This window comes from Enterococcus sp. NBRC 3427 (genome assembly GCF_007996925.1).
GTDB lineage: Bacteria > Bacillota > Bacilli > Lactobacillales > Enterococcaceae > Enterococcus_B > Enterococcus_B lactis.
Genome location: NZ_BJLL01000050.1, coordinates 1 through 18,984, shown reverse-complemented (window position 1 = coordinate 18,984; position 18,984 = coordinate 1). Strand labels below are relative to the sequence as shown.

General features: G+C 39.2%; 15 protein-coding genes and 1 pseudogene. 2 read left to right on the top strand and 14 right to left on the bottom strand.

All coding sequences use genetic code 11. The features are described from left to right. The 12 genes and pseudogenes from ESP02_RS10305 to ESP02_RS10250 form a co-directional block, all read right to left on the bottom strand. Positions 1 to 525, bottom strand: a pseudogene (locus ESP02_RS10305) (DUF4176 domain-containing protein); the annotation flags it as partial. Between the two features lie 5 nt (positions 526 to 530). Continuing rightward, positions 531 to 2,069: a T7SS effector LXG polymorphic toxin gene (locus ESP02_RS10300; protein WP_038399151.1), complete on the bottom strand. Its 1,539-nt coding sequence runs from the start codon at positions 2,067 to 2,069 to the stop codon at positions 531 to 533. After that, positions 2,060 to 2,422: a hypothetical protein gene (locus ESP02_RS10295; RefSeq protein WP_002373785.1), complete on the bottom strand. Its 363-nt coding sequence runs from the start codon at positions 2,420 to 2,422 to the stop codon at positions 2,060 to 2,062. The genes ESP02_RS10300 and ESP02_RS10295 overlap by 10 nt, the downstream gene beginning before the upstream one ends. 12 nt (positions 2,423 to 2,434) lie before the next feature. Further along, the gene (locus ESP02_RS10290; protein WP_002310505.1) at positions 2,435 to 2,689 is read right to left on the bottom strand and encodes a hypothetical protein; all 255 of its coding nucleotides are present in this window, start codon (positions 2,687 to 2,689) and stop codon (positions 2,435 to 2,437) included. Positions 2,690 to 2,692: 3 nt separating this feature from the next. Beyond that, positions 2,693 to 3,115 (bottom strand): DUF4176 domain-containing protein, encoded by a 423-nt coding sequence (locus ESP02_RS10285; protein ID WP_002310506.1) that lies wholly within the window; start codon positions 3,113 to 3,115, stop codon positions 2,693 to 2,695. Continuing rightward, positions 3,115 to 7,545: a type VII secretion protein EssC gene (gene essC, locus ESP02_RS10280; RefSeq protein WP_174805319.1), complete on the bottom strand. Its 4,431-nt coding sequence runs from the start codon at positions 7,543 to 7,545 to the stop codon at positions 3,115 to 3,117. The genes ESP02_RS10285 and essC overlap by 1 nt, the downstream gene beginning before the upstream one ends. Next, a complete protein-coding gene (gene essB, locus ESP02_RS10275; RefSeq protein WP_038399154.1) occupies positions 7,526 to 8,695 on the bottom strand; it encodes a type VII secretion protein EssB in 1,170 nt (389 codons plus the stop codon). Before essB ends, essC begins: the two co-directional genes overlap by 20 nt. Next, the gene (locus ESP02_RS10270; protein WP_002373795.1) at positions 8,692 to 8,970 is read right to left on the bottom strand and encodes an EsaB/YukD family protein; all 279 of its coding nucleotides are present in this window, start codon (positions 8,968 to 8,970) and stop codon (positions 8,692 to 8,694) included. Before ESP02_RS10270 ends, essB begins: the two co-directional genes overlap by 4 nt. Before the next feature lies 1 nt (position 8,971). After that, a complete protein-coding gene (locus ESP02_RS10265; RefSeq protein ID WP_002373797.1) occupies positions 8,972 to 9,481 on the bottom strand; it encodes a hypothetical protein in 510 nt (169 codons plus the stop codon). Beyond that, the gene (gene esaA, locus ESP02_RS10260; protein ID WP_002373799.1) at positions 9,478 to 12,876 is read right to left on the bottom strand and encodes a type VII secretion protein EsaA; all 3,399 of its coding nucleotides are present in this window, start codon (positions 12,874 to 12,876) and stop codon (positions 9,478 to 9,480) included. Before esaA ends, ESP02_RS10265 begins: the two co-directional genes overlap by 4 nt. 380 nt (positions 12,877 to 13,256) lie before the next feature. Then, on the bottom strand, positions 13,257 to 13,550 hold the full coding sequence (locus ESP02_RS10255) for a WXG100 family type VII secretion target (RefSeq protein ID WP_002310516.1): 294 nt from the start codon (positions 13,548 to 13,550) through the stop codon (positions 13,257 to 13,259). Between the two features lie 559 nt (positions 13,551 to 14,109). Then, the gene (locus tag ESP02_RS10250; RefSeq protein WP_002320469.1) at positions 14,110 to 14,997 is read right to left on the bottom strand and encodes a transcriptional regulator; all 888 of its coding nucleotides are present in this window, start codon (positions 14,995 to 14,997) and stop codon (positions 14,110 to 14,112) included. 460 nt (positions 14,998 to 15,457) lie between these two features. Between ESP02_RS10250 and ESP02_RS10245 the strand changes: the two genes are divergently transcribed. Beyond that, on the top strand, positions 15,458 to 16,165 hold the full coding sequence (locus tag ESP02_RS10245; RefSeq protein WP_002373803.1) for an AzlC family ABC transporter permease: 708 nt from the start codon (positions 15,458 to 15,460) through the stop codon (positions 16,163 to 16,165). Next, positions 16,152 to 16,475 carry an AzlD domain-containing protein gene (locus tag ESP02_RS10240; RefSeq protein ID WP_002332245.1) on the top strand — a complete coding sequence of 108 codons (324 nt, stop codon included), beginning with the start codon at positions 16,152 to 16,154 and terminating at the stop codon, positions 16,473 to 16,475. Before ESP02_RS10245 ends, ESP02_RS10240 begins: the two co-directional genes overlap by 14 nt. 88 nt (positions 16,476 to 16,563) lie before the next feature. Here the strand turns inward: ESP02_RS10240 and ESP02_RS10235 are convergent, their stop codons facing one another. Continuing rightward, a complete protein-coding gene (locus ESP02_RS10235) occupies positions 16,564 to 17,601 on the bottom strand; it encodes a zinc-binding alcohol dehydrogenase family protein (protein WP_002373805.1) in 1,038 nt (345 codons plus the stop codon). A 202-nt stretch (positions 17,602 to 17,803) separates the two neighbouring features. Then, positions 17,804 to 18,787: a tRNA-dihydrouridine synthase gene (locus ESP02_RS10230; protein WP_002373807.1), complete on the bottom strand. Its 984-nt coding sequence runs from the start codon at positions 18,785 to 18,787 to the stop codon at positions 17,804 to 17,806. Between the last annotated feature and the right edge of the window lie 197 nt (positions 18,788 to 18,984).

The window sequence follows — 18,984 nt, the reverse complement described above, 5'->3', positions numbered from 1 at the left end:
TTCAAGCATATTCTTATTTAGAGAATTCATCTTACTTTTGATAACTATATATCCAATTATACATATTAATGCTAAATAAATTCCCATTCCAATTAAACTTAGTGCCTTTAGAAAAAAAGTAATGAAGAATAAATTTGCCTCTAATAGTAACCAAAGTAAATAGTTATTACAGGTACTCATTGTAACAAAGATTTTTGTGCTAACATTTCTGTCATTCTTATATCTTGTATATAACCATATACACAAGTATCCAAATAAAAATATCCAAAAAATGGCTTTTGGCAACAAATTTACTTCGGCTGCTGGAACAAAACTATCTTTGTCTGGATGATTCATTCCATAATCAGTGGCTAATACAAACCCGTACTGAATAGCCACCATAATGATAGCTATGAATACTAATAAGATTTTTCTTTTTCCATTGTATAATGATCTCTTTTCAGTATCCTTTATCATATACATAACTAGTTGATCGTCTAATAAGTTTAAGCTTTGCTCAAAGGTTGCATTGAATAATTTTTTCATGTTCATCACCAACTAAATCGAATCTTAAGTATTTCAACCGAAGATAGTGCCTTTCCAATTGTTTTTCCAACTTGTTGAACATCATCATATACCTGTTCAACTGTGTTAATACTCTGTTCTGTTATTTTCCCCACTTTTTTAGATACATCATCTACAACTTTAATCGATTTATCATATAATTTATAAGCTCCATCTTTAATATCATCATACATATTCGGCCATAAAAATTGGGCACCTTTATTAATTAAACCCATAGTTCCACCCACAATCGCTCCAAATGGACCTGCCACAGCTCCTCCTATAGTCATTCCCTCCAACGGTCCGATACTTTTCACTGTGTCAATCGCCCCGCCAATCACTCCTTTGCCGATACTGCCTGTCTTTCCATATTCATTGACTCCACTAGATACAAACGTCACCCCAAGTTGTGCATAGGTCGCTATTTGGGCTGCTGAACCTAATCCTTTCGCCACTCCCCAATTTTTAGCTCCTTGTATAAACTGAGAATTTTTCAAACTTTCATTGACATAAGTTTTTATAGGATTCGTCATTTTGTTGAACCATTGATACCCTTTACCAAGGGTGTCTATTTTAGGAATCCATTTTCCTTGGGTTATAGCTTGTCCAAATGATTCATGTTTAGCTAATCCATTGATTAACTTGGTTTGTGCTTTCGAAGGCAACTTATCCGCAAGCATCCAAAATTCGTCATTTTTCATTAACTTATCTACCAATGCCTTTGGATATAGTGCTAATAATTGATCTAATCGTTTCATATTTTCTGTTTTTCCACTTTTCAATGGATTCATTAGTTCTTCTACTTGCTGATATAATTCCAGGAAAGCATTACTGCTGTATGCATCGATCTGTTCTTTTGCATTTGGTTTTATTTGCTCAAACCAACTTCTATCAAACCCTTTCGGCAATACATACGTACCATCACTATTGACTGTAGTGTTGTTCAACACCATCACCGCTTGCATTGCAAGTTCCAATTCTTTTAAGCTGCTTGTAAACAAGTGCTTCGTTTTTGCATCGAATTCTTTTAACTGGTTCAATTTCTTTTGTATCCGTACGATATCTCGCTGATAGCTTTCGGCTCTTCTCAAGAAATCTTGTTGCTGGTTTCTTAACATTTCCGCGATTGTCGGGAGCGGGATATTGGCCAAGGTTCCTGCTGTGTGAGCTGCGTTTTCCAATGAAGCTTTCGAGCGTTGTAAGATGGTCAATTGCCGCTGCAGATTTTCTTCATCCAAATAGCCTTCACTAGCAATGAAACTATTGGCCGCTGAAAATTGGTTCAGCTCCTGTTGGATCGTGTCAATGTCACTAGACACACGTTTGATGGTTGGCAGGATCAAGTCTGAAAACAGCCCTTTTCCTGCATTGTAGGCAGCTCCGGACAAGGTATGACCATCAATAGCAGCGATCAGTTGTTGGCTCCCTGCATTCAGTTGACTGATAGTCGTTCGGGCGATGGATAGATTAGCAGACAGCGAACTTTTTAAAGTTGAAGCGTCTTTGCTGGAGTAGATTAGTCCCATGGAAGCTTATTCCTTTCCTCTTGAAATTGTATTCGTTCTTCGTTTAACTGTTCTGTCATACTAAAGCATTCTTGGTTGAACTCTTGATTCTTTTGTTGTAAATATTGTTTCAATTTCCTTTGCCTATCAATCAAATCTTCTTGAAACCAGCTAGCTTCTCTATTGCCACCGCTAACTAGTTCTTGATTCAAGTTTTGTAAGTTGCGCAAGTCTCGCACTAAGTCACCTTCTAGCAACTCAGATAAATCTTGTAATTGTCTTTTTGTATGGGTCAATACGTCTATTTGTTGTTCTGTTTCTATAATTTTTTGATTATATTCGGTTCTTAACTTAGAATTGTTTGTTTGTTCCATATTAATAACCTCTTATTTAAATTTTGTCTGGCTATCTCGTGATGCAATAGCTGCTGCTAATTTCGGAAATTTATTTGCTTGTATATTGATACAGTCGACAAGTTTCGATAAATTCGTTAGCATCTGGTTGCTCACTTGCGCTCCTTTTTTCATTCCAGAAAGATTACTTTTTTCTAATGTACATTGGTACCCACTGCTAACAGATACTTTATTTATCCCCGAAGCTGCTGCTTGAGCTGCTCCTTGGTTTGAAGCGATTTTTACCATAAACTATCCCTCTTGCTTTCTAAATTTATAGAACGGATCTTCTTTTAGCTTCTCATCTTCATACTCATCTTGGATTTCTTCTGCTTTTTGAGGTTCTGGAGTCATCTTCTCTACAGAAGAAGCTTGATTTGCCATTGCGTTAGTCATTCGCCTAATCAACTCTTCTAAAAACTGAGAATCTGTTTCATTTGAATAGCCTTCAAAAACAACGTCTAAAATATCTCCAAATTCAATAGAAAAGATCTCCTCACTGGGTATATCTCCAAAAGGATGTGGTGCTACTTTGTATCTTGAGATGATCTTTCCCTGTTCATTTTTAGCAATAGCTCGTGCCACAACTAGATAAAGCCTTGTGCCGTATATTTCTTCGTTGTCTAAACGTACCATACTCCCTAATGGTAAAAATGCTGTACTTAATTGTTCCATCAATCTTTTACCTCCGTTGGAATCACGATTTGTGCTAAACTATCTTCTTCTAAACGATGTAAAACATTTCTTGGTACAGGTAAATTTTGTTGGTTATACGGGATGTTTCTCACAAAAGACTGCTTTTGCAAAATACCTCCAAAAAGTATTTGAGATATATTTTCTTTGAGTAAGGTGACAAAACTACCATAAGTTGCATCGATTTTTGTTAAACTATCAAAAACGATTACTTGTAACTGCTCTTTCCCGTTGGCTAATACCTGCGCAACTTCTTCAGCGTCCAAAGATAATTTATCTGTAAAATTCACTAACCCATTCACAACCACCAAGCGCTTCTTCACGTTACTTTCTAACATAGCGTCTATCGCTTCTTTCAATTCGACATTTTGGTGACTGATTTGTGTTCGATCAATGTAAACTGCTACCTTGTCAGCTATTTTCTCTAAAGTACCTGAAACATCAATGATGACAACATCTGCTTCTGATTGAACCCCTGTGACTTGTTGGATAAACCAAGGAGTCAATAGTTGGAATTGTCTATTGGATTCTGTGAAAATCCCCAATGTTTTTCCTTGAAATAAATGGAAAGACTCAGGTATTGATGATAACTTATTCAACCCTAAATAAAACGCATCTCTTTCTTTTTTCGGTACAAATCCATTAAATGTTTCATACGTCAATTCACTTGGAACCATCGGAATTTTTTCTGGTCTTACGCCATTCCATGCTTGTTCCATCGAAGATACTTCTTTTTCTAAATGTTCAAGAATTGCTGCATTATTTTCTCCTGCCACTGGTAAATAAATTTGGATAGCTGCGGGTTCATCAAGCACAACTTGGCCACGCCCATTAATTGCTTGAGGAACAAGGCTTGCACGACCTACTAAGCTGGTGATTTCCGTTTCATCATTCAAATATAGAGCTATTTTGGTAGAAATATTACTCAGCATATTCATACGAATGCTACCTACTCGATTGGCAGTAAAAATAAGATGGCATCCTAAACTCGCACCATCACGAAGCAGCTGCAGGAGTAGTCCATCGATTTTTTCCTTACGCGTATCATCCGTGCTTAGACCATCATAACTATCAAGAACTGTAACAACGATTGGTAATGTTATTTGCCTTTTCGTTTCATATTGTTCAAGATTTGCTACGCCGCATTCTTTGAATAACTGTTTTCTTTCTGTTAATACAAGAGAAATCCTATCCAACATTTTTTGCAGCTTTTCGTCTTCCTCCAAAGTGACAAGGTCTGCTGTGTGAGGCAAATTTTTTAATGGCAATAGACCATTATTCCCAAAGTCCAATAAATGAAAGTGAATCTGTTCCGGCGTGTTCTGACGTGAAAGATTCATCGTAATCGTTTGCAATATTGTTGATTTTCCGTACCCCGGACTTGCAAATATAGCAGTGTGGCTAGCTTTTACCAAATCATAGTTATAGATTTCTTGCGTTTGTCTGGACGGTATGTCTACTACTCCAAGCGGGATATCCATTTTTCTTTTTTTCGTTTCTTTCACAGTCGGCGTCACGATCTGGTCTTCCAGATTGGGTAACCAAGGCTTCTCGGGGAGGATATAATCCGACTGTTGAAAAATTTGATCGATTTTGTCAATCACTGCCTCTAGTTGCGTTGGTAATTCGCTAGTATCTTTTCCTTGAATCACTTCCTCACCAGGATCATAGAGCACCTCTGATTGCCCTAAATCATTGATCATAAAAATCCGTTCGTCCACATTCTCTTCGATTATTTTGTCTGGATCATATGAAACACCGGCATAACCGCTTTGGAATAATTCATATACTTCATTTTCGCCAACTTTAAGATAACCACGACCAGGATTTATGATTTGAGCAGCATCTGGGGTTTTTAGTAATTCATTCGAATCTTGGACGCTAGCCATTTTAAGTGCGATTTTACTTGTACTATTTGCTTCAATCTGATCATTTACCACACCAGATGGCTTTTGTGTGGCTAGAATCAAATGGACTCCTAGCGATCGGCCGATTCGTGCTACTGAGGTCAATTCTTCTAAGAATTCAGGAACATTTGCTTTTAATTCAGCAAATTCATCTGAAACTAAAATCAAATGTGGTAATGGTTTACTAGGATAAGTGATAGCTGGATTAGGGTTTAGACGTTGTTTATATAAACTCATGTATCCATTGATATTGTTTACTCCATATTTAGCAAACTCTCTTTGTCTTTTGTTCAGTTCTGCTTTGATACTTGCCAATGCACGAGCCGTCCCTGCACCATCTAGATTAGTAATTGCCCCCATGAAATGAGGTAATTTTTCTAATGTATTTGCAATTCCTCCACCTTTCCAATCAATAATCAGCATTCCGATATCCTCTGGAGAAAAATTAATCGCCAAACCTAGCAAATAGGTGGTCAAAAACTCCGATTTTCCTGAACCAGTCGTTCCTCCAACGAGTGCATGTGGACCATGAACCCGCTCATGCAGATCCCAATAGACATACTCTGATTTCCCTCTCCAGCCAATCAAAGAACGAATTGATTTGTTTGGTTCAGCTTTCAACCAGCGAGTCCGAATAGAAAGTTCTTCTATTTTTTTCACTTCGTATTGATCTAATAAACTAAGACTTTCCGGCACCGCATTCTTCTCCACTTCCACGTGCTGCAGGTTCGCTAAACGCTGGATGGCTTGCTCCAGTGGATAGCTAGTTGGTAGATGATTTGGCAAGAAGGTCTGATTGATGTATTCGCTGTTTTGATTGATCAGGGTAGCAGATTCACTACTTTGATATTCGATGAGCGTTGTCGTTGTCTCCGGCAGCATGTTCAAGGCTTCTTTTCCCCAAATGACTGTCACACCGTACGGACTCATGTCTTCAGCCAGAAATTCATTCAATCCATGACCTGAAAGCCAGCTTTCATCAAGGATTGAAAAAATGTAATGCGGCTGAAAAACAACTGTTTCATTTCCGGCTTCTTTGACTTGCTGGCGTCGCTTTGTCAGCATTTGATAAAAGGAATTCAGGACCATGTCCCGTGACTGTGCGTGATGGACGATTCCCCGAAGATTCAAATGTCGGATCTTCGTATGGGGCAGCCAGCGCCAGGCACTCCACTCCTTTTGATAATCCGCTTCCGGAACCAATGTGATGAATTCGACATCTCGGTACGAATGAAGAACCGATAATTGGAAAAGGATGGTTTGGACGGCGGTTCGCAGTACAGCAGATGGTCCTGCTAATCCTAGCGTCTGATCCTTTAGCGGAACGACGATTGGCGCTTCGTCCAACTGTTTATAAGGCCAGACGAGCTGTTCTTCTGCTTCTTTGCTCAAATCATCTTCTTCTGCTGGCTGGTAGTTCGTCTTGAAACTGGAGATGATCTCTCCTGTGCCCACTCGAATATTCAAAAAATCTTCATTGCGGCTCATACGCTCATAGATCCGCGCATGATATTCTTTAGCCATCACAGCCAAATCATCTATAGAAGGATTCATGTACGCCAACGCTTCTTTTTGTTTTTGCTGCAGCTTGTTCAGTTCTGATTTTTTTTGAAGCATATACTGGCGGTAGGTGGTTTCCCGTTCCTCGTTTGTTCGTTTCGTTTCTTTTTTATTGGTCAGATAACTGGAAACTGAAAAACCAGCTGTCAATAGACTCGCACCACCCATGCTCAGCATCATGATCGGGTTTCCTCCGCTAAGAAAACTTGTGGCACCGCTTAAAACGACCATACCAAGTGGTGGCACGATTGTTTTCAATAAGTCATTTCTGCCTTCTGTTTCTTTTGGTTTCGGTGCAAGGATCTCGATTTCATTCGCTGGTTCTTTCAAATGGATACGCGGGCTTCTTCTAAAAAATGGGAAATCATCCGGATATTCGGGAAGAAACGTTTCTTCTACCAGTTTCCATGGATCCAGCTGATAGTTTGTGCCCAGACTGGTGAAACGCAGCTGCTTTTCCCGGACTTCGATCACTAAACGATCGACCATCAACCGATCTCCTACGCCAAAGGAAAATGTACCTTCTTGTATAAGCTGATCGTTATAGTAAACACGTTCCTTACTCGGATAGATCTTCAGCTGATATTCTTTGGTTTTAGGATCGATAGGAATTGAGATCAATGCATCTGTTTCTAAAAAAACTGCCGATTTTTTCACTCCGGAGATCAGAAAATCTTTTTTTGGTTTATTCGTAAAAACAGTTTCCAGCTCTTCATGTCTTAAAATCAGCAAGTGTTCATCTGACTTGATTGGTTTTCCGTCACACAATAACTTCTGGTCTTCATAAGTGAAGCTTTGACCGTTAAGTACGACTTGACGCTGTTTCTCGGTGAGTTGTTCATGGACGAACGTTTCACCAAAATAAAAAATATCAAAGAGGATCTTTACAGATGTCCGGATTTGATCACTTAATGGGACGAACCGATCAGTTGGCTTCATTTCCATCTTCTCCTCCTAACAACTTCATGTATTTATTGATCTCTTCTTCATACTTTGTGAGCAATTCTTGTTTTTTCTCACCTTTCATCTTGTTGTTGGTCTTTTTTGCATCGTATAACTTGGTATAGGCGTGTAAGATATATTGATTGTCACCAAGATTCTTAGCGACATCTAGTGCCTTATCGAAGTTCCCTTTTCCGGCATAGATCCAGTAAAGCAATGTGTTTTCGCTCGATTTAAGGGACAAGTTATTTAAAATAGCTGCCTTTTGTTCATTGGACAAATTGTCCAGTTGTACGGCACTGACTGCGGCAACATATTTAGCACCAGTGGGCAGTTTTTCAGGTTCGTCTTCTTTCAACGTATTCAAAACACCAGCGTAATCATTGGCGATATATTGTGTCTCAGCGGAACTGATACGCTCTTGTGCCGGGAGTTTATCCAGAGCATAGATCCCAGTCGCAACAGCAAACCCGATTGTCGATACCCCCAATACCAAGCTGCTCCACTTAAAAATCTGATGATTTCTTTTACTGACTACTTGTGTTTCTTTGGCTCGTTTTTGCTTTTGCTTCAGAATCTCCGTTGCCAGCAACTGATCAATGATTTCGATCGTATCTGCTTCGTTTATTTTTTTTGTAAAGGCATCTTTCAGCGTACCGCTGCCTTCAATCAGCAGTTCATAGTTTAATTTAGGATGCAAGATATAAAGGACCAGTGCCCGATATTGCTTGATAAAATCATCTTCTTCATTGATATAAGGGACGATCGTTTCCATAAATCCTCGGTGCCCGATAACTAGTTCTTCTCCACGAACGAATAGATTAGCAGGATGGAGGAAAGGCTGAGCTGGACGGTGTAGAAAATCCGTTAAGAAATGGATTTTTTGTGCCAGCAGCAAACGGTGGAAGAGCTCTTCCTTTTTGACGACTTGTTCAAGCGGCAAGGTATCCGTTTCTTTTTTATAGCGAATAACCAGCTTTTCTTCTGTTGCTTCTATAATCTCTCCTGACAGCATTCGGATACCAGGTGCTAAAAAGTGCTGATACTGTGTCAGTTTGTCCAGCCTATACTGATTGGCCTGCAGAGTCACCTCTACAGCGTTAGTCTCCTTCATAAATCCAATGGTTTGGTCGATGTTCTGTATTTCTCTCACAGTGGGTTTTCCTCCCTGTTTTTTTGTCTTTCGATCACTTGTAACTGATCGCCATTGCCTAAAGAATAATCAGCTAAGATGGCCTCATTTCTCAAATGGATGGGTTTATTCAAAAGAGTCAATTCAAAATTTTCGGGAAGTCGGATATGAATGATTGGAAACGACTCTTGTAAAATTGTTTTCAGCCGTGCCACAGTGACTTGGCTTGGGACTTTCAGATCGATGATCCGATCAGCTGTATGCAGACTAATACTGATTGTTGTACCTTTTTCCATGCTACACGCCACTCCTGCTCCTTTTATTTTTGTGATAAGCTAATTGTTTCCCTAAAAATAGACCGATTCCTATGCATAGGCTTCCGCCAAGAATATAGCCGCTAAAGGTAACCAGCTGATTTACTTTCCTTTGCTGCATAGTTGAAGAAGAAGTGCTCTGGACTGAAGCAACAGTGTCTCCTTCTTTGAAGAGATAAGGCATTACTTTTTGGTCAAGAGCTTCTGGCTCAGTCGTTTCCTCAAAAAATACTTTTTCCTGTGCAGTTGAGACCAGTTCTTTTTGTTTTGCTTTCAATTGCTGATCTTTCGCTTCTTTCTCCGCCAAAAACAAGTCGTTGATGGCAAATGAGACCTCGTTTCCGCCTGCTTCCGTTTGCTGATCCTCATAGATTACCTGATTGTTGATTGTAAGAGACCCTTGTTCAGCATGCACACGTGTTCCGTCGAAGCTAATAGGAAAAAGAATACTCAAAATACCGATGATCCGACAGATTTTTCTTTTTTTATTCATGATTCACGCTCTTTTCTATCTTGTTCTTCAGGAAGAACAATGAGATTCAGAAACAGTCCTAAAACAAGAAGGATGGCGATCACAAGATAACTGACCCAACTGATACGGCCGCCATTCAGCAGGACTGTAAAACCATTTTGGATATTTTGGAGCGGTGACAGCCGATAGAGAAACTCGGTGAATGAACCTATTTTGACCGTCACTCCTAATAATGGTGTGAGTATGAAATACAATCCTAGAACGATGCCGTAACCATATAAGGTAAGTTTCTTGAATTGCCGTAAACAGCCTGTGACAAGCAGCTGCATGCTGGCAAAGGTCAAAAAGGCATAGCTGAACCACAACAAGCGATTCGCTGTGCCAGCACTTGCACTGGTAGCACCAGCATAAAAACCGGCAAGTAAGATCGTCACAAACGAAAGAAGGAAGACATTAGGAACGTTCAGCCATATCCTTGTCGGCTGAACCAACAGATTGGCTTCTGTCACTTTACGTTTTTTCATAAATCCTAGTAATGAAAGCCCTGCGACCATAAGCAGAATCGCGCCAGTTAATGTTGCGTAATAAGGAACTAATGAGATTTGTCTTGTTTGCCCGAATACACCTTTTCCTTGGATCGGCCGTGACAGAAAATGGAAAACTTGTGTATTGTCTGCTCCGCCGTTTTTCGTGTTGGATAACACTTTTTCAAAGGTCTTTGCATATTCTTCGTTTTCTTTCGTTATTTGCTTCGATTGTTGAATCGATTGATCCAGATTGGTGAGGATCGTTGTTGCATTTGTCTGAACATCAGCTGTCGTTGTTTTTAATTCTTCGATTACCGGCGCGATATCTTTGACTTCTGCAGCAGATTTCTCGGTGCTAGCAGCCGTTTCTTTGGATGATCGCATCAGTTCCTGCATCGTTTGGACTAAAGACTCTGTTTGGGTGGCAATTTGTTTCGTCTCGTTTTCTTCAGGATGCGGATTTTCTTCATTGATCACTGATGCGGCTTCGATTTTTGCTGTTTCGCCCCATGCATTGTATGAATCCTTGATTTGCCGGTTGGCATCTGTGAACCATCGATTCAATTTATCTGCTTCCTGTAGCAGTTTTTCCGGGATGGTCATCAGATTCAATGTGCCGTAAAGCGTAGGGCTGGCTTCTTCTTTATTCTGATCTGTTTCATGCCCAATGACCGCTTGCAGTCGATTGATCTGAGTCTCGGTGTCCTTGTAGATCCTGTCTCCTGATTTCTTGTATTCTTCATATAATTTATCGGTAATGACCGTTTGTTTCTCGTCATTCGTAATATTGTCATACCGACGATAGATCGATTGGTCTTTAGCTAATTCCAGAACTGTTTTCCCTTGGTTTTCTGATGCACGGATCATGGCAGCATAAGACTGGACTGATAACGACTGGTTCGGATTACCGAAAAGAGTCGCGATTTGCTGCGCAGCAGTATCCAGTACTTGTAAATGTGTCAGAATTTTAGGCACATCATCGATCAGCGGCTGATCCATCGGGAGATAGACGGCATAGTGATGATCGCTTTGGACCGTTTCGTTCCTGCTCCATGAATAGTGAAGTTCATTATAAGATGTCGCTTGTTCTATTGAGTTCAAATGCCAGATGATCGGTAGGTTGACCGTGAATGTCACCTGTTTCGGCAATTCTTTTTCTTGTGGGTCATCTGTTGAATCTTGCGTACTTTCTTCCGTTTCTTCGATTTTTTCAGGTGTTGCGAATGTAAATTGATGATCTGAATGGTCGATGATTGTAGTTTGATAGCGATAAGGATGCAGTTCATCATTCACTAACTGTTCAATTTCTTGCAGCTTGGGACCATCTAGCATCACACTGACTTGTTCTTGCGAATCAGCTGGTAATTGGATCGAATAGGTATTCCCTTTTGTCGGGTCCATGGAAAGCGTGACTGTTTGCTGCGGAATGGTGATCATTTCAGGATGTCCTTGTCTAGGATCTAAATACGTGAAATGGACCTCTTTTCCCAATGGCTTGTTCAAATCATTGGCGTATTTTCGGACGATTGCCAGTTCATCCAAGTAAAGGGAAGCTTGATCAGGTGTGATCACTTGCTGTTTTGCTAATTCGTCCACTAACTGTTCCAAGCTCTTGTCTGGAATCTGAGCCAATGAGGACTCTAGTGTTCCTTGATACTCAGCGTTCAATTTGGGTGTGTTTCCTCCCAAATCGGAAATCAGCTGGAGGATAGCTGTTTTCACTTGCTCGGTGGTTGCTGTATCAGGAGTAGCTGCAGGATCATTATAATAAGTCGCTGCAATCTGGCTTTTCAACTGGGTCAACTGTTCTGTCTGGGCTTGTAGCTCAGCGATTTCTGCCTGAAGTTCCGTGATTCTTTTTATTTGTGTCACTTGGAAAAGAACCGATTCTGATAAAAATCCGGCGTACACACCTGTGCTTTCTTGTTCATTGCTGGTATAAAAATCACCCAACTGGGACAAGATTGTTTCATTCAATTGATCATGCTGCTTTTTATAGTTTGCCGTATCTGTTTCCCATTGTTCGTTGAGCTGTTTTTTTTGCATCGCTACTTGATCATTGAATTGTCTGATCGATTCTTTCAGTTTTTCATTTGCCTGCTTCGTGTAGTCCTCGACCGATTCTTTGACTGTTTCAGTCGATTGGCTGCCTCCTTCTAATCCTTGATTGTTTCTGTCCAGCAACTCTTTGACCGACTGGACAAAGGCTTGCTGCTGGGCAGTAAAAGACTGATTGTCTGTGTCTAAAATACTGGCTGTTTCCAGCACATTCGTATAATTGCCTGGGATTTCTTTGAATGGACTGTAAATAGATGATTCCAAATTCGTCTGATAGTTTACTTGTGTTCCGGCGATTTGATTCACGTTTTGCTGTGCTTCAAATAAATTCCCGACGATACTGGAAAAATACATTTGGATAATCCGCTGATTGAAGTCCGTTAAGATCGTGTTGACATTGTCTTGAATCATTTGATTCGTGATTTCATTTTGTCCATCTCGAACTTGATATTCGATCAATGCTTTTTCCGGATTGATACTTTGCAGCGAGAGCAATTTTTCAGAAAAATCTTGGGGAATGATGATTTGCGCATCAAATTGCCCGCTTTCTACACCAGCTGTAGCGATGTTTCGAGTGGTGGTTTCCCAGCGATTTTTACTGTCTTTATTGATCAATGTCACAAAATCCGAACCTAATGAATAATTTTTGCCTTCAAAGACTGCTCCTTTATCTTCGTTGACTAGTGCATATTGCATTTTTCCTGTAGAATCAGTTGTACTGATCGTGACATTATCATCTTTGAATCCTAAGTAAAGAAAGAAAAGCAGTAAAAATAAGCTAGCGGCAATTGTTAGAAATAATGAAATGTTCCTTCTAAAATCAGTTAACATCTAAACTCTTCCACTCCTTAAAATAAATGAGGTTAAAAACAATTGGCTCTACGCAGTAAGACAAATTTTTGCAGAAACTTCTTCAAAAGTTTGTACAAAAATTGGCCTTAGTGCAGATAGTTTCTCAGCGCACTTTTAGCCAAAAGAAGGAACAGTGAGGAGAGGCTGGAAAAATAGTGGATCCAGCCTCTTCTTGCTCCTGAATCTGGCTTCATGTGCCGATTCAGTTTTTCAGTGAGAAGCGAACTCCATCAAAAAATGCAGAAAAACATTGTCATCCATTTTTTCTTACGATATTAAGCCGTGAGGAACGACCATGCTCGATGATGTCATGTGTCTGCTGATCACTCAAAACTGAATAATTCTTATTGCCTTATTGCTTAAAATCCAAATGAGCCAGCATCTTGACGATCCCGCTCTGCCACAGTGTCAGCATACTTGTTCAACTGTTGATTGATGCTTTCCAATAACTGCTCCATCTGTTTGACATTTCCTTCCAGCTGATTGTATTGCTCTAAATATGCTTGGAAGGCTTGCCCTTTCCATTGTTGAGCGATTTGTTGGTTCATGGAATTGACCTTTCTGATCGCATCTTGGATTTGAGATGCTGCCTGCTGGTAGACCTTTGCCTGTGATTTAAGCTGTTCGGGTGTGACTGCAATTGCTCCTGCCATGTTTGTTCCTCCTAATAAAAAGTTATTTTTTGTTACGCGTACATCATAAACTATTTTTTGTATCTGTGGTCAAAATGTAGCATTCACGCACATCATGTGTCGTATACGATGTGTTATTTTACCTCCTTCTCCCTCCTTTTTTGACTGGTCAAAAATCCAAGAAAAATAACTATACAAATTATTTCTAATCTCACATATTTTTCTAAGTATGACCTTTTTAAATTTATTACAAATCACTTTGAAATAATTCTTAAAAACTGGCTGATATTTTAATGTTTTATGTTCTTTTTCAAAAAAATATAAAAAAACAGCTAATATTTACCTGACAATACTCCTCTATCCCCCTTTACTTTCTATCCGGAACGAATATTCCTTCTTGTAAATGCAGATGATCCTCCTTCGTTTTATATGTGGTGAATATTCTCCCATTTATTAAGTACGTAAATATTTGAAAAAAATTTTTTGATTTGATTTTTTATTGTCTCGTTATCCTTTTGATATTTTTCATGCAAATAAAATAGCCAAGGTATTTGATGTAATACCTCGGCTGTCTGTCTTTTTATTTGTCTACTACTAGTAATTCGTCTAATTGAAAATCGATTTCATAGATTCTTTCTACATTTCTCAAAAGATCATGATTCATTTTATGATATTTCGTTGCACCAAGTTGCTGACAAATCTGCAACGCTTGGTTTACTTTTTGTCTTCCTTTTTCATTTCCTTTGATCATCTCCCAGATTCCAGTGAGTAGGGAATACTGATTTCGTTCAAAGAACATATCTTCTTCTAAAAAGACTGCTTCAAGTTTTGAGATATATTTCCAAATTAGTCCGCGTTGTTGCTGCTGGATAAAATGGATAATCGCATTTGCCAGCATCCGAAAGCTCTCATTCTTTCGATCCTTGCTGTTTTGATAAGCGGAAATACTGACTAATGCTTTATCTAACACTAAATCGATAAAGAATGGATCAAAAGCATACATACAATGATTGAATAACACCAACTCATAATTCGTCCATGTCTGTGCATAAATCAGATACTGATAAACTTCTGAATCAGCAACAGCAATTGGCTCATCTACTATACGAGCAATCAGTAATTTGCATAAACTAGCTAGATGTCTCTCCTTTTGAGTGATGTCTCCTTTTTCTTCGCACAGGCTGATCAAATGTTGCAATTCTTCTTTATCTTGATTCATAAATGCTAAAACCATTTCTTTCATCATCCGGTCCATGTTTGCCACCTCCGGCGGATAATCGAATATCCTCAGTTCATCATAACCAAGATTGAGTTTTTGTAAAAAATATGAAAATTTGCTAACTGTCGTGTCTGCTTGATTTTTTACAAACCGTTCGTAAACGGATCGGCTGACTTCCTTTCCGCATAATTCTGCTACGGAGATACCTTTTTGCTTTCGAACAAATTCGATGATCTCCCATACTTCCATTTTGCCAACTCCTTTATAAATATGGCTCTCCTTCAATTGAAAACAATCGCAACATGATTTTGTATGAAGTAACATATACCAATCCATCAGATCTTCATTTTTCATTCCTAAAAATCATTTTTTTCGTAAGACGTTCCTTGTTTTTCATAATATCATCGCTGTTAAAACCGATTGTTCATTTACCAGTATTTTTAAAAAAACTTAATCATAATAGTTGTTTTATAATTTTGTAATCCATTAGGGAATAAAGAATAAGCGGTAAAATGATGCATATAATGCGTTATTTTATTTTCGCTATATGAAAAATACTCATTTTTGTTTTTTCTAGTAGAATTTTATCTTCTAAGTATTCCCCTCGTATGAACTATTTACCATTGACAAACGTTAAACAAAAATTTAGAATATTCACAAGTTTGACGACAATTATGAAAATTTATGTCGTGCTAAAGGAGTTTTGTTATTGGATGAAAAGTTAGATATAAAAACTGCGATCAAAGACACGTTACCTACCGTTTTTGGTTATATCGGTATTGGACTTGCATTTGGTATCGTTGGGAAAGCTGCCGGGTTTCATCCGCTGGTCGTCACGTTGATGTCCCTGCTGATCTATGCTGGTGCCGCCCAATTTATCACAGTCAGCATGCTTGCTAGCCATAGTCCACTGCTTTCCATCGTTCTCTCGACCTTTCTAGTCAATTCCCGAATGATTTTGATGAGTATGACGATCGCCCCTTATTTCAAGAAAAATCGGCTGCTTCAAAATCTGCTAATTGGCACATTGCTGACAGATGAAAGTTTCGCACTGGGAATGAATAAATTGAACTATACGGGACAAAAGTTAAACTTTCGTTGGATGAATACAGCTAATTGGATTTCTTATTTGACGTGGGTGGGTTCTTCTCTTGTTGGCGCACTTTTAGGTAATTTTATTACTGATCCGAAAAAGTTTGGCTTGGATTTCGCCATCGTCGCTATGTTTATCGGTTTACTTTATCTTCAAGTCATTTCTGATAGAAACACCTCTAAACGATTACAGTTGATCCTGATTGGTCTCACTTTGATTCTGGTATATATCGGACTGATTTTTATCCCAAGCAACTTAGTGATCGTAGTTGTGACACTGATCGGGTGCGGATTGGGGGTGTGGATCAAACATGCCTTCTTTTGAGTTTACATTGCTGACTATTTTAGGTTGTACTCTAGCGACTTGGCTTTCTAGGGTCCTACCGTTTGTCTTACTGAAAAAATTCGATTTACCGCAACCGTTGCTTGAGTATTTAAGTTTTGTCCCAATCGTCATTATGTCTGCTTTATGGTTCAGCAGTTTATTTACCCAAAACATCGGACATCTGCCGCAAATCAATCTCGAAAATGCTTTGGCTTCAGTTCCTACTCTTTTAGCTGCTATTCTTTCAAAAAGCTTATTGGTGATCGTCTTGGTGGGTATTCTTTCCCTTTCATTGATTCGCTTATTATAAATAAAAAAACAAGAGCTTATGGCAAATTACTGTCATGCGCTCTTGTTTTTAACAAAATCAAATAAGAAGAAAATCGGCGTATTCCTGCTTATCCGTTGAACGGACCACTAACAACGACTTTTCCTAACATATGTCCTGTTTCTACGTCTTTGGTTGCTTGTTTCAAATTCTTCGCATTGATCCCATCTGAATAGACCTTGCTCAATGTACTGCGGATAATCCCTTCGTTTGCTAAAGCAGCAATGTGCGCTAAAGCTTCTCCTTGCGTTTCGACTTCATAGTTATAGTCTGTTTTAGCGAACATATACTCCCAGTCGAAGCTGATAGATTGGTTTTTCCAAACACCTATATCTAACGGCTCTTTGATTCCTACGATCGTTCCCACATGTCCAAATGGTCGGACAAGGTGCTTGATTTGATCAAAATAGCGGGTAATATCGAATAATACAGCGACATACTCTACTTGATCGATTCCTAATTCACGAAAACTTTTACTTAAGTCTTGATGATAATCGATTGAATAGTCTACACCTGTTTTTTTCAGCCATTCAAAATTCTTCGGACTTGCAGTCGCATAGACTTCTAGACCAGCCCAATGTGCTAGTTGATTAAAAATCGAACCGACGCCTCCAGCTCCGTTGATCACTAAGATTTTTTTCCCGCGGTTGGCATTTTCTTCTGGAATCAGACCAAATTTTTCAAATAACAATTCATAAGCGGTCAATGAAGTCAATGGTAACGCTGCGGCTTCTTCATCTGACAGATTTTTCGGCGCAAGAGCGGCAATACGTTCGTCAACCAGTTGGTATTCTTGATTGCTTCCTGCTCTTGTTGTTGTACCTGCATAAAACACGCGATCGCCGACAGAAAATTTTTGCACTTCATCGCCTACAGCAACGACTTTCCCGACCCCATCAAACCCTAAGATACGCAAAGCATTTCTTATCCCATTATCTTGGCGAAGTTTCGTATCGACAGGATTGACAGATACTGCATTGACTTTTACCAGAAGATCCTGTGAACTGGGTACAGGTACCTGTTCTTTTTCATCAATAAAGCTTTTTGGATCATCGATCGGCAACCCTTCATAAAAACCGACTACCTTCATTAATTCCTTTTCTGACATACGAATTCCTCCTTAGCTTCATCAAGTTGGAGCATCCATACAGTGTTCATTTCAATATATATAGTATGTTATTTGTTCCACCTTTTTTATCCATCATAATTATTCTCTTACTTAAAGTAAACTATTTGCACTTTTTAGATGAAAAAGAGGTTGCGACAAGACTTTTGTCACAACCTCTGATTCACGGTGTTCAAGCAAGAAATCATTGTTCACTGAAAAGCGTTGGATGTTCTTTTTCAAAGGTGTCCAAGATCTCTCGTACTTCATCGGTAGATTTCGTATTCATCAACTGAACACGCAAGTCATTTGCTCCTGGAAATCCTTTGATATAGATTTTAAAGAAACGATGCAGTCCTGTGATCGAACGCGGAATGATTTCTGAATAATGATCTTGCAGATCTAGTTGCAGACGAAGTAGTCCGATCAGTTCTTTTTCTGTATGTTCCCTCGGTTCTTTTTCAAATGCATAAGGATTTTTGAAAATCCCTCGGCCAATCATGATGCCATCTACGCCATATTTTTCAGCCAATTCTTCTCCTGTCCGGCGATCGGGGATATCTCCATTGATCGTAATCAGTGTTTTCGGAGCGATTTGGTCACGTAAAGCAATGATTTTAGGGATGACTTCCCAATGTGCATCTACTTTACTCATCTCTTTACGCGTACGCAAATGGACAGAAAGATTGGCTATATCTTGATGAAGTAGGTGACTGATCCATTCTTCCATCTCAGACATTTCCGTATAGCCGATACGAGTCTTGACGCTGATAGGCAAACCGCCAGCTTTAGCCGCTTCAATCAATTGTGCCGCTACTTCTGGACGAAGGATCAAGCCACTGCCTTTTCCACGTTCTGCTACATTAGGAACTGGGCAGCCCATGTTGATATCGATTCCTTGGAAGCCCATTTCTGCCATAGCAATGCTCATTTCTCGGAAAAATTCTGGCTTGTCTCCCCAAATATGGGCAACCATCGGCTGTTCATCTTCTGTAAATGTCAATCTTCCTCGTACACTGTCTTTTCCATCTGGATGACAGAAACTATCTGAGTTTGTAAACTCAGTAAAGAAGACATCCGGTGCTGCTGCATGCTTTACGACATGGCGAAATACAACATCTGTTACATCTTCCATTGGTGCTAAAACAAAAAAAGGCTTTGGCAGCTCTTTCCAAAAATTAGTAGTCATTTATTTGTTACTCTCCATTCTATCAAGCAGTGAAGTCGCAATCTTTCTCAAAAACATTGTCATTATACTAGGAAACAAAAAAAGAAGCAAAGTGAACAGCTTAAAAGATGTTTCTGATTGAGCAAAAAAAAGACTGTGACAAAAATCTTATCACAGTCCATTTTCCGGAATAAATGGTGTTCAAAAGCTTGCATCTG

What these genes read in the sequence shown, in the direction of transcription:
- ESP02_RS10300 (WP_038399151.1), bottom strand. Translation starts at nt 2,069, where the DNA reads ATGGGACTAATCTACTCCAGCAAAGACGCTTCAACTTTAAAAAGTTCG.
- ESP02_RS10295 (WP_002373785.1), bottom strand. Translation starts at nt 2,422, where the DNA reads ATGGAACAAACAAACAATTCTAAGTTAAGAACCGAATATAATCAAAAA.
- ESP02_RS10290 (WP_002310505.1), bottom strand. Translation starts at nt 2,689, where the DNA reads ATGGTAAAAATCGCTTCAAACCAAGGAGCAGCTCAAGCAGCAGCTTCG.
- ESP02_RS10285 (WP_002310506.1), bottom strand. Translation starts at nt 3,115, where the DNA reads ATGGAACAATTAAGTACAGCATTTTTACCATTAGGGAGTATGGTACGT.
- essC (WP_174805319.1), bottom strand. Translation starts at nt 7,545, where the DNA reads ATGGAAATGAAGCCAACTGATCGGTTCGTCCCATTAAGTGATCAAATC.
- ESP02_RS10270 (WP_002373795.1), bottom strand. Translation starts at nt 8,970, where the DNA reads ATGGAAAAAGGTACAACAATCAGTATTAGTCTGCATACAGCTGATCGG.
- ESP02_RS10265 (WP_002373797.1), bottom strand. Translation starts at nt 9,481, where the DNA reads ATGAATAAAAAAAGAAAAATCTGTCGGATCATCGGTATTTTGAGTATT.
- esaA (WP_002373799.1), bottom strand. Translation starts at nt 12,876, where the DNA reads ATGTTAACTGATTTTAGAAGGAACATTTCATTATTTCTAACAATTGCC.
- ESP02_RS10255 (WP_002310516.1), bottom strand. Translation starts at nt 13,550, where the DNA reads ATGGCAGGAGCAATTGCAGTCACACCCGAACAGCTTAAATCACAGGCA.
- ESP02_RS10250 (WP_002320469.1), bottom strand. Translation starts at nt 14,997, where the DNA reads ATGGAAGTATGGGAGATCATCGAATTTGTTCGAAAGCAAAAAGGTATC.
- ESP02_RS10240 (WP_002332245.1), top strand. Translation starts at nt 16,152, where the DNA reads ATGCCTTCTTTTGAGTTTACATTGCTGACTATTTTAGGTTGTACTCTA.
- ESP02_RS10235 (WP_002373805.1), bottom strand. Translation starts at nt 17,601, where the DNA reads ATGTCAGAAAAGGAATTAATGAAGGTAGTCGGTTTTTATGAAGGGTTG.
- ESP02_RS10230 (WP_002373807.1), bottom strand. Translation starts at nt 18,787, where the DNA reads ATGACTACTAATTTTTGGAAAGAGCTGCCAAAGCCTTTTTTTGTTTTA.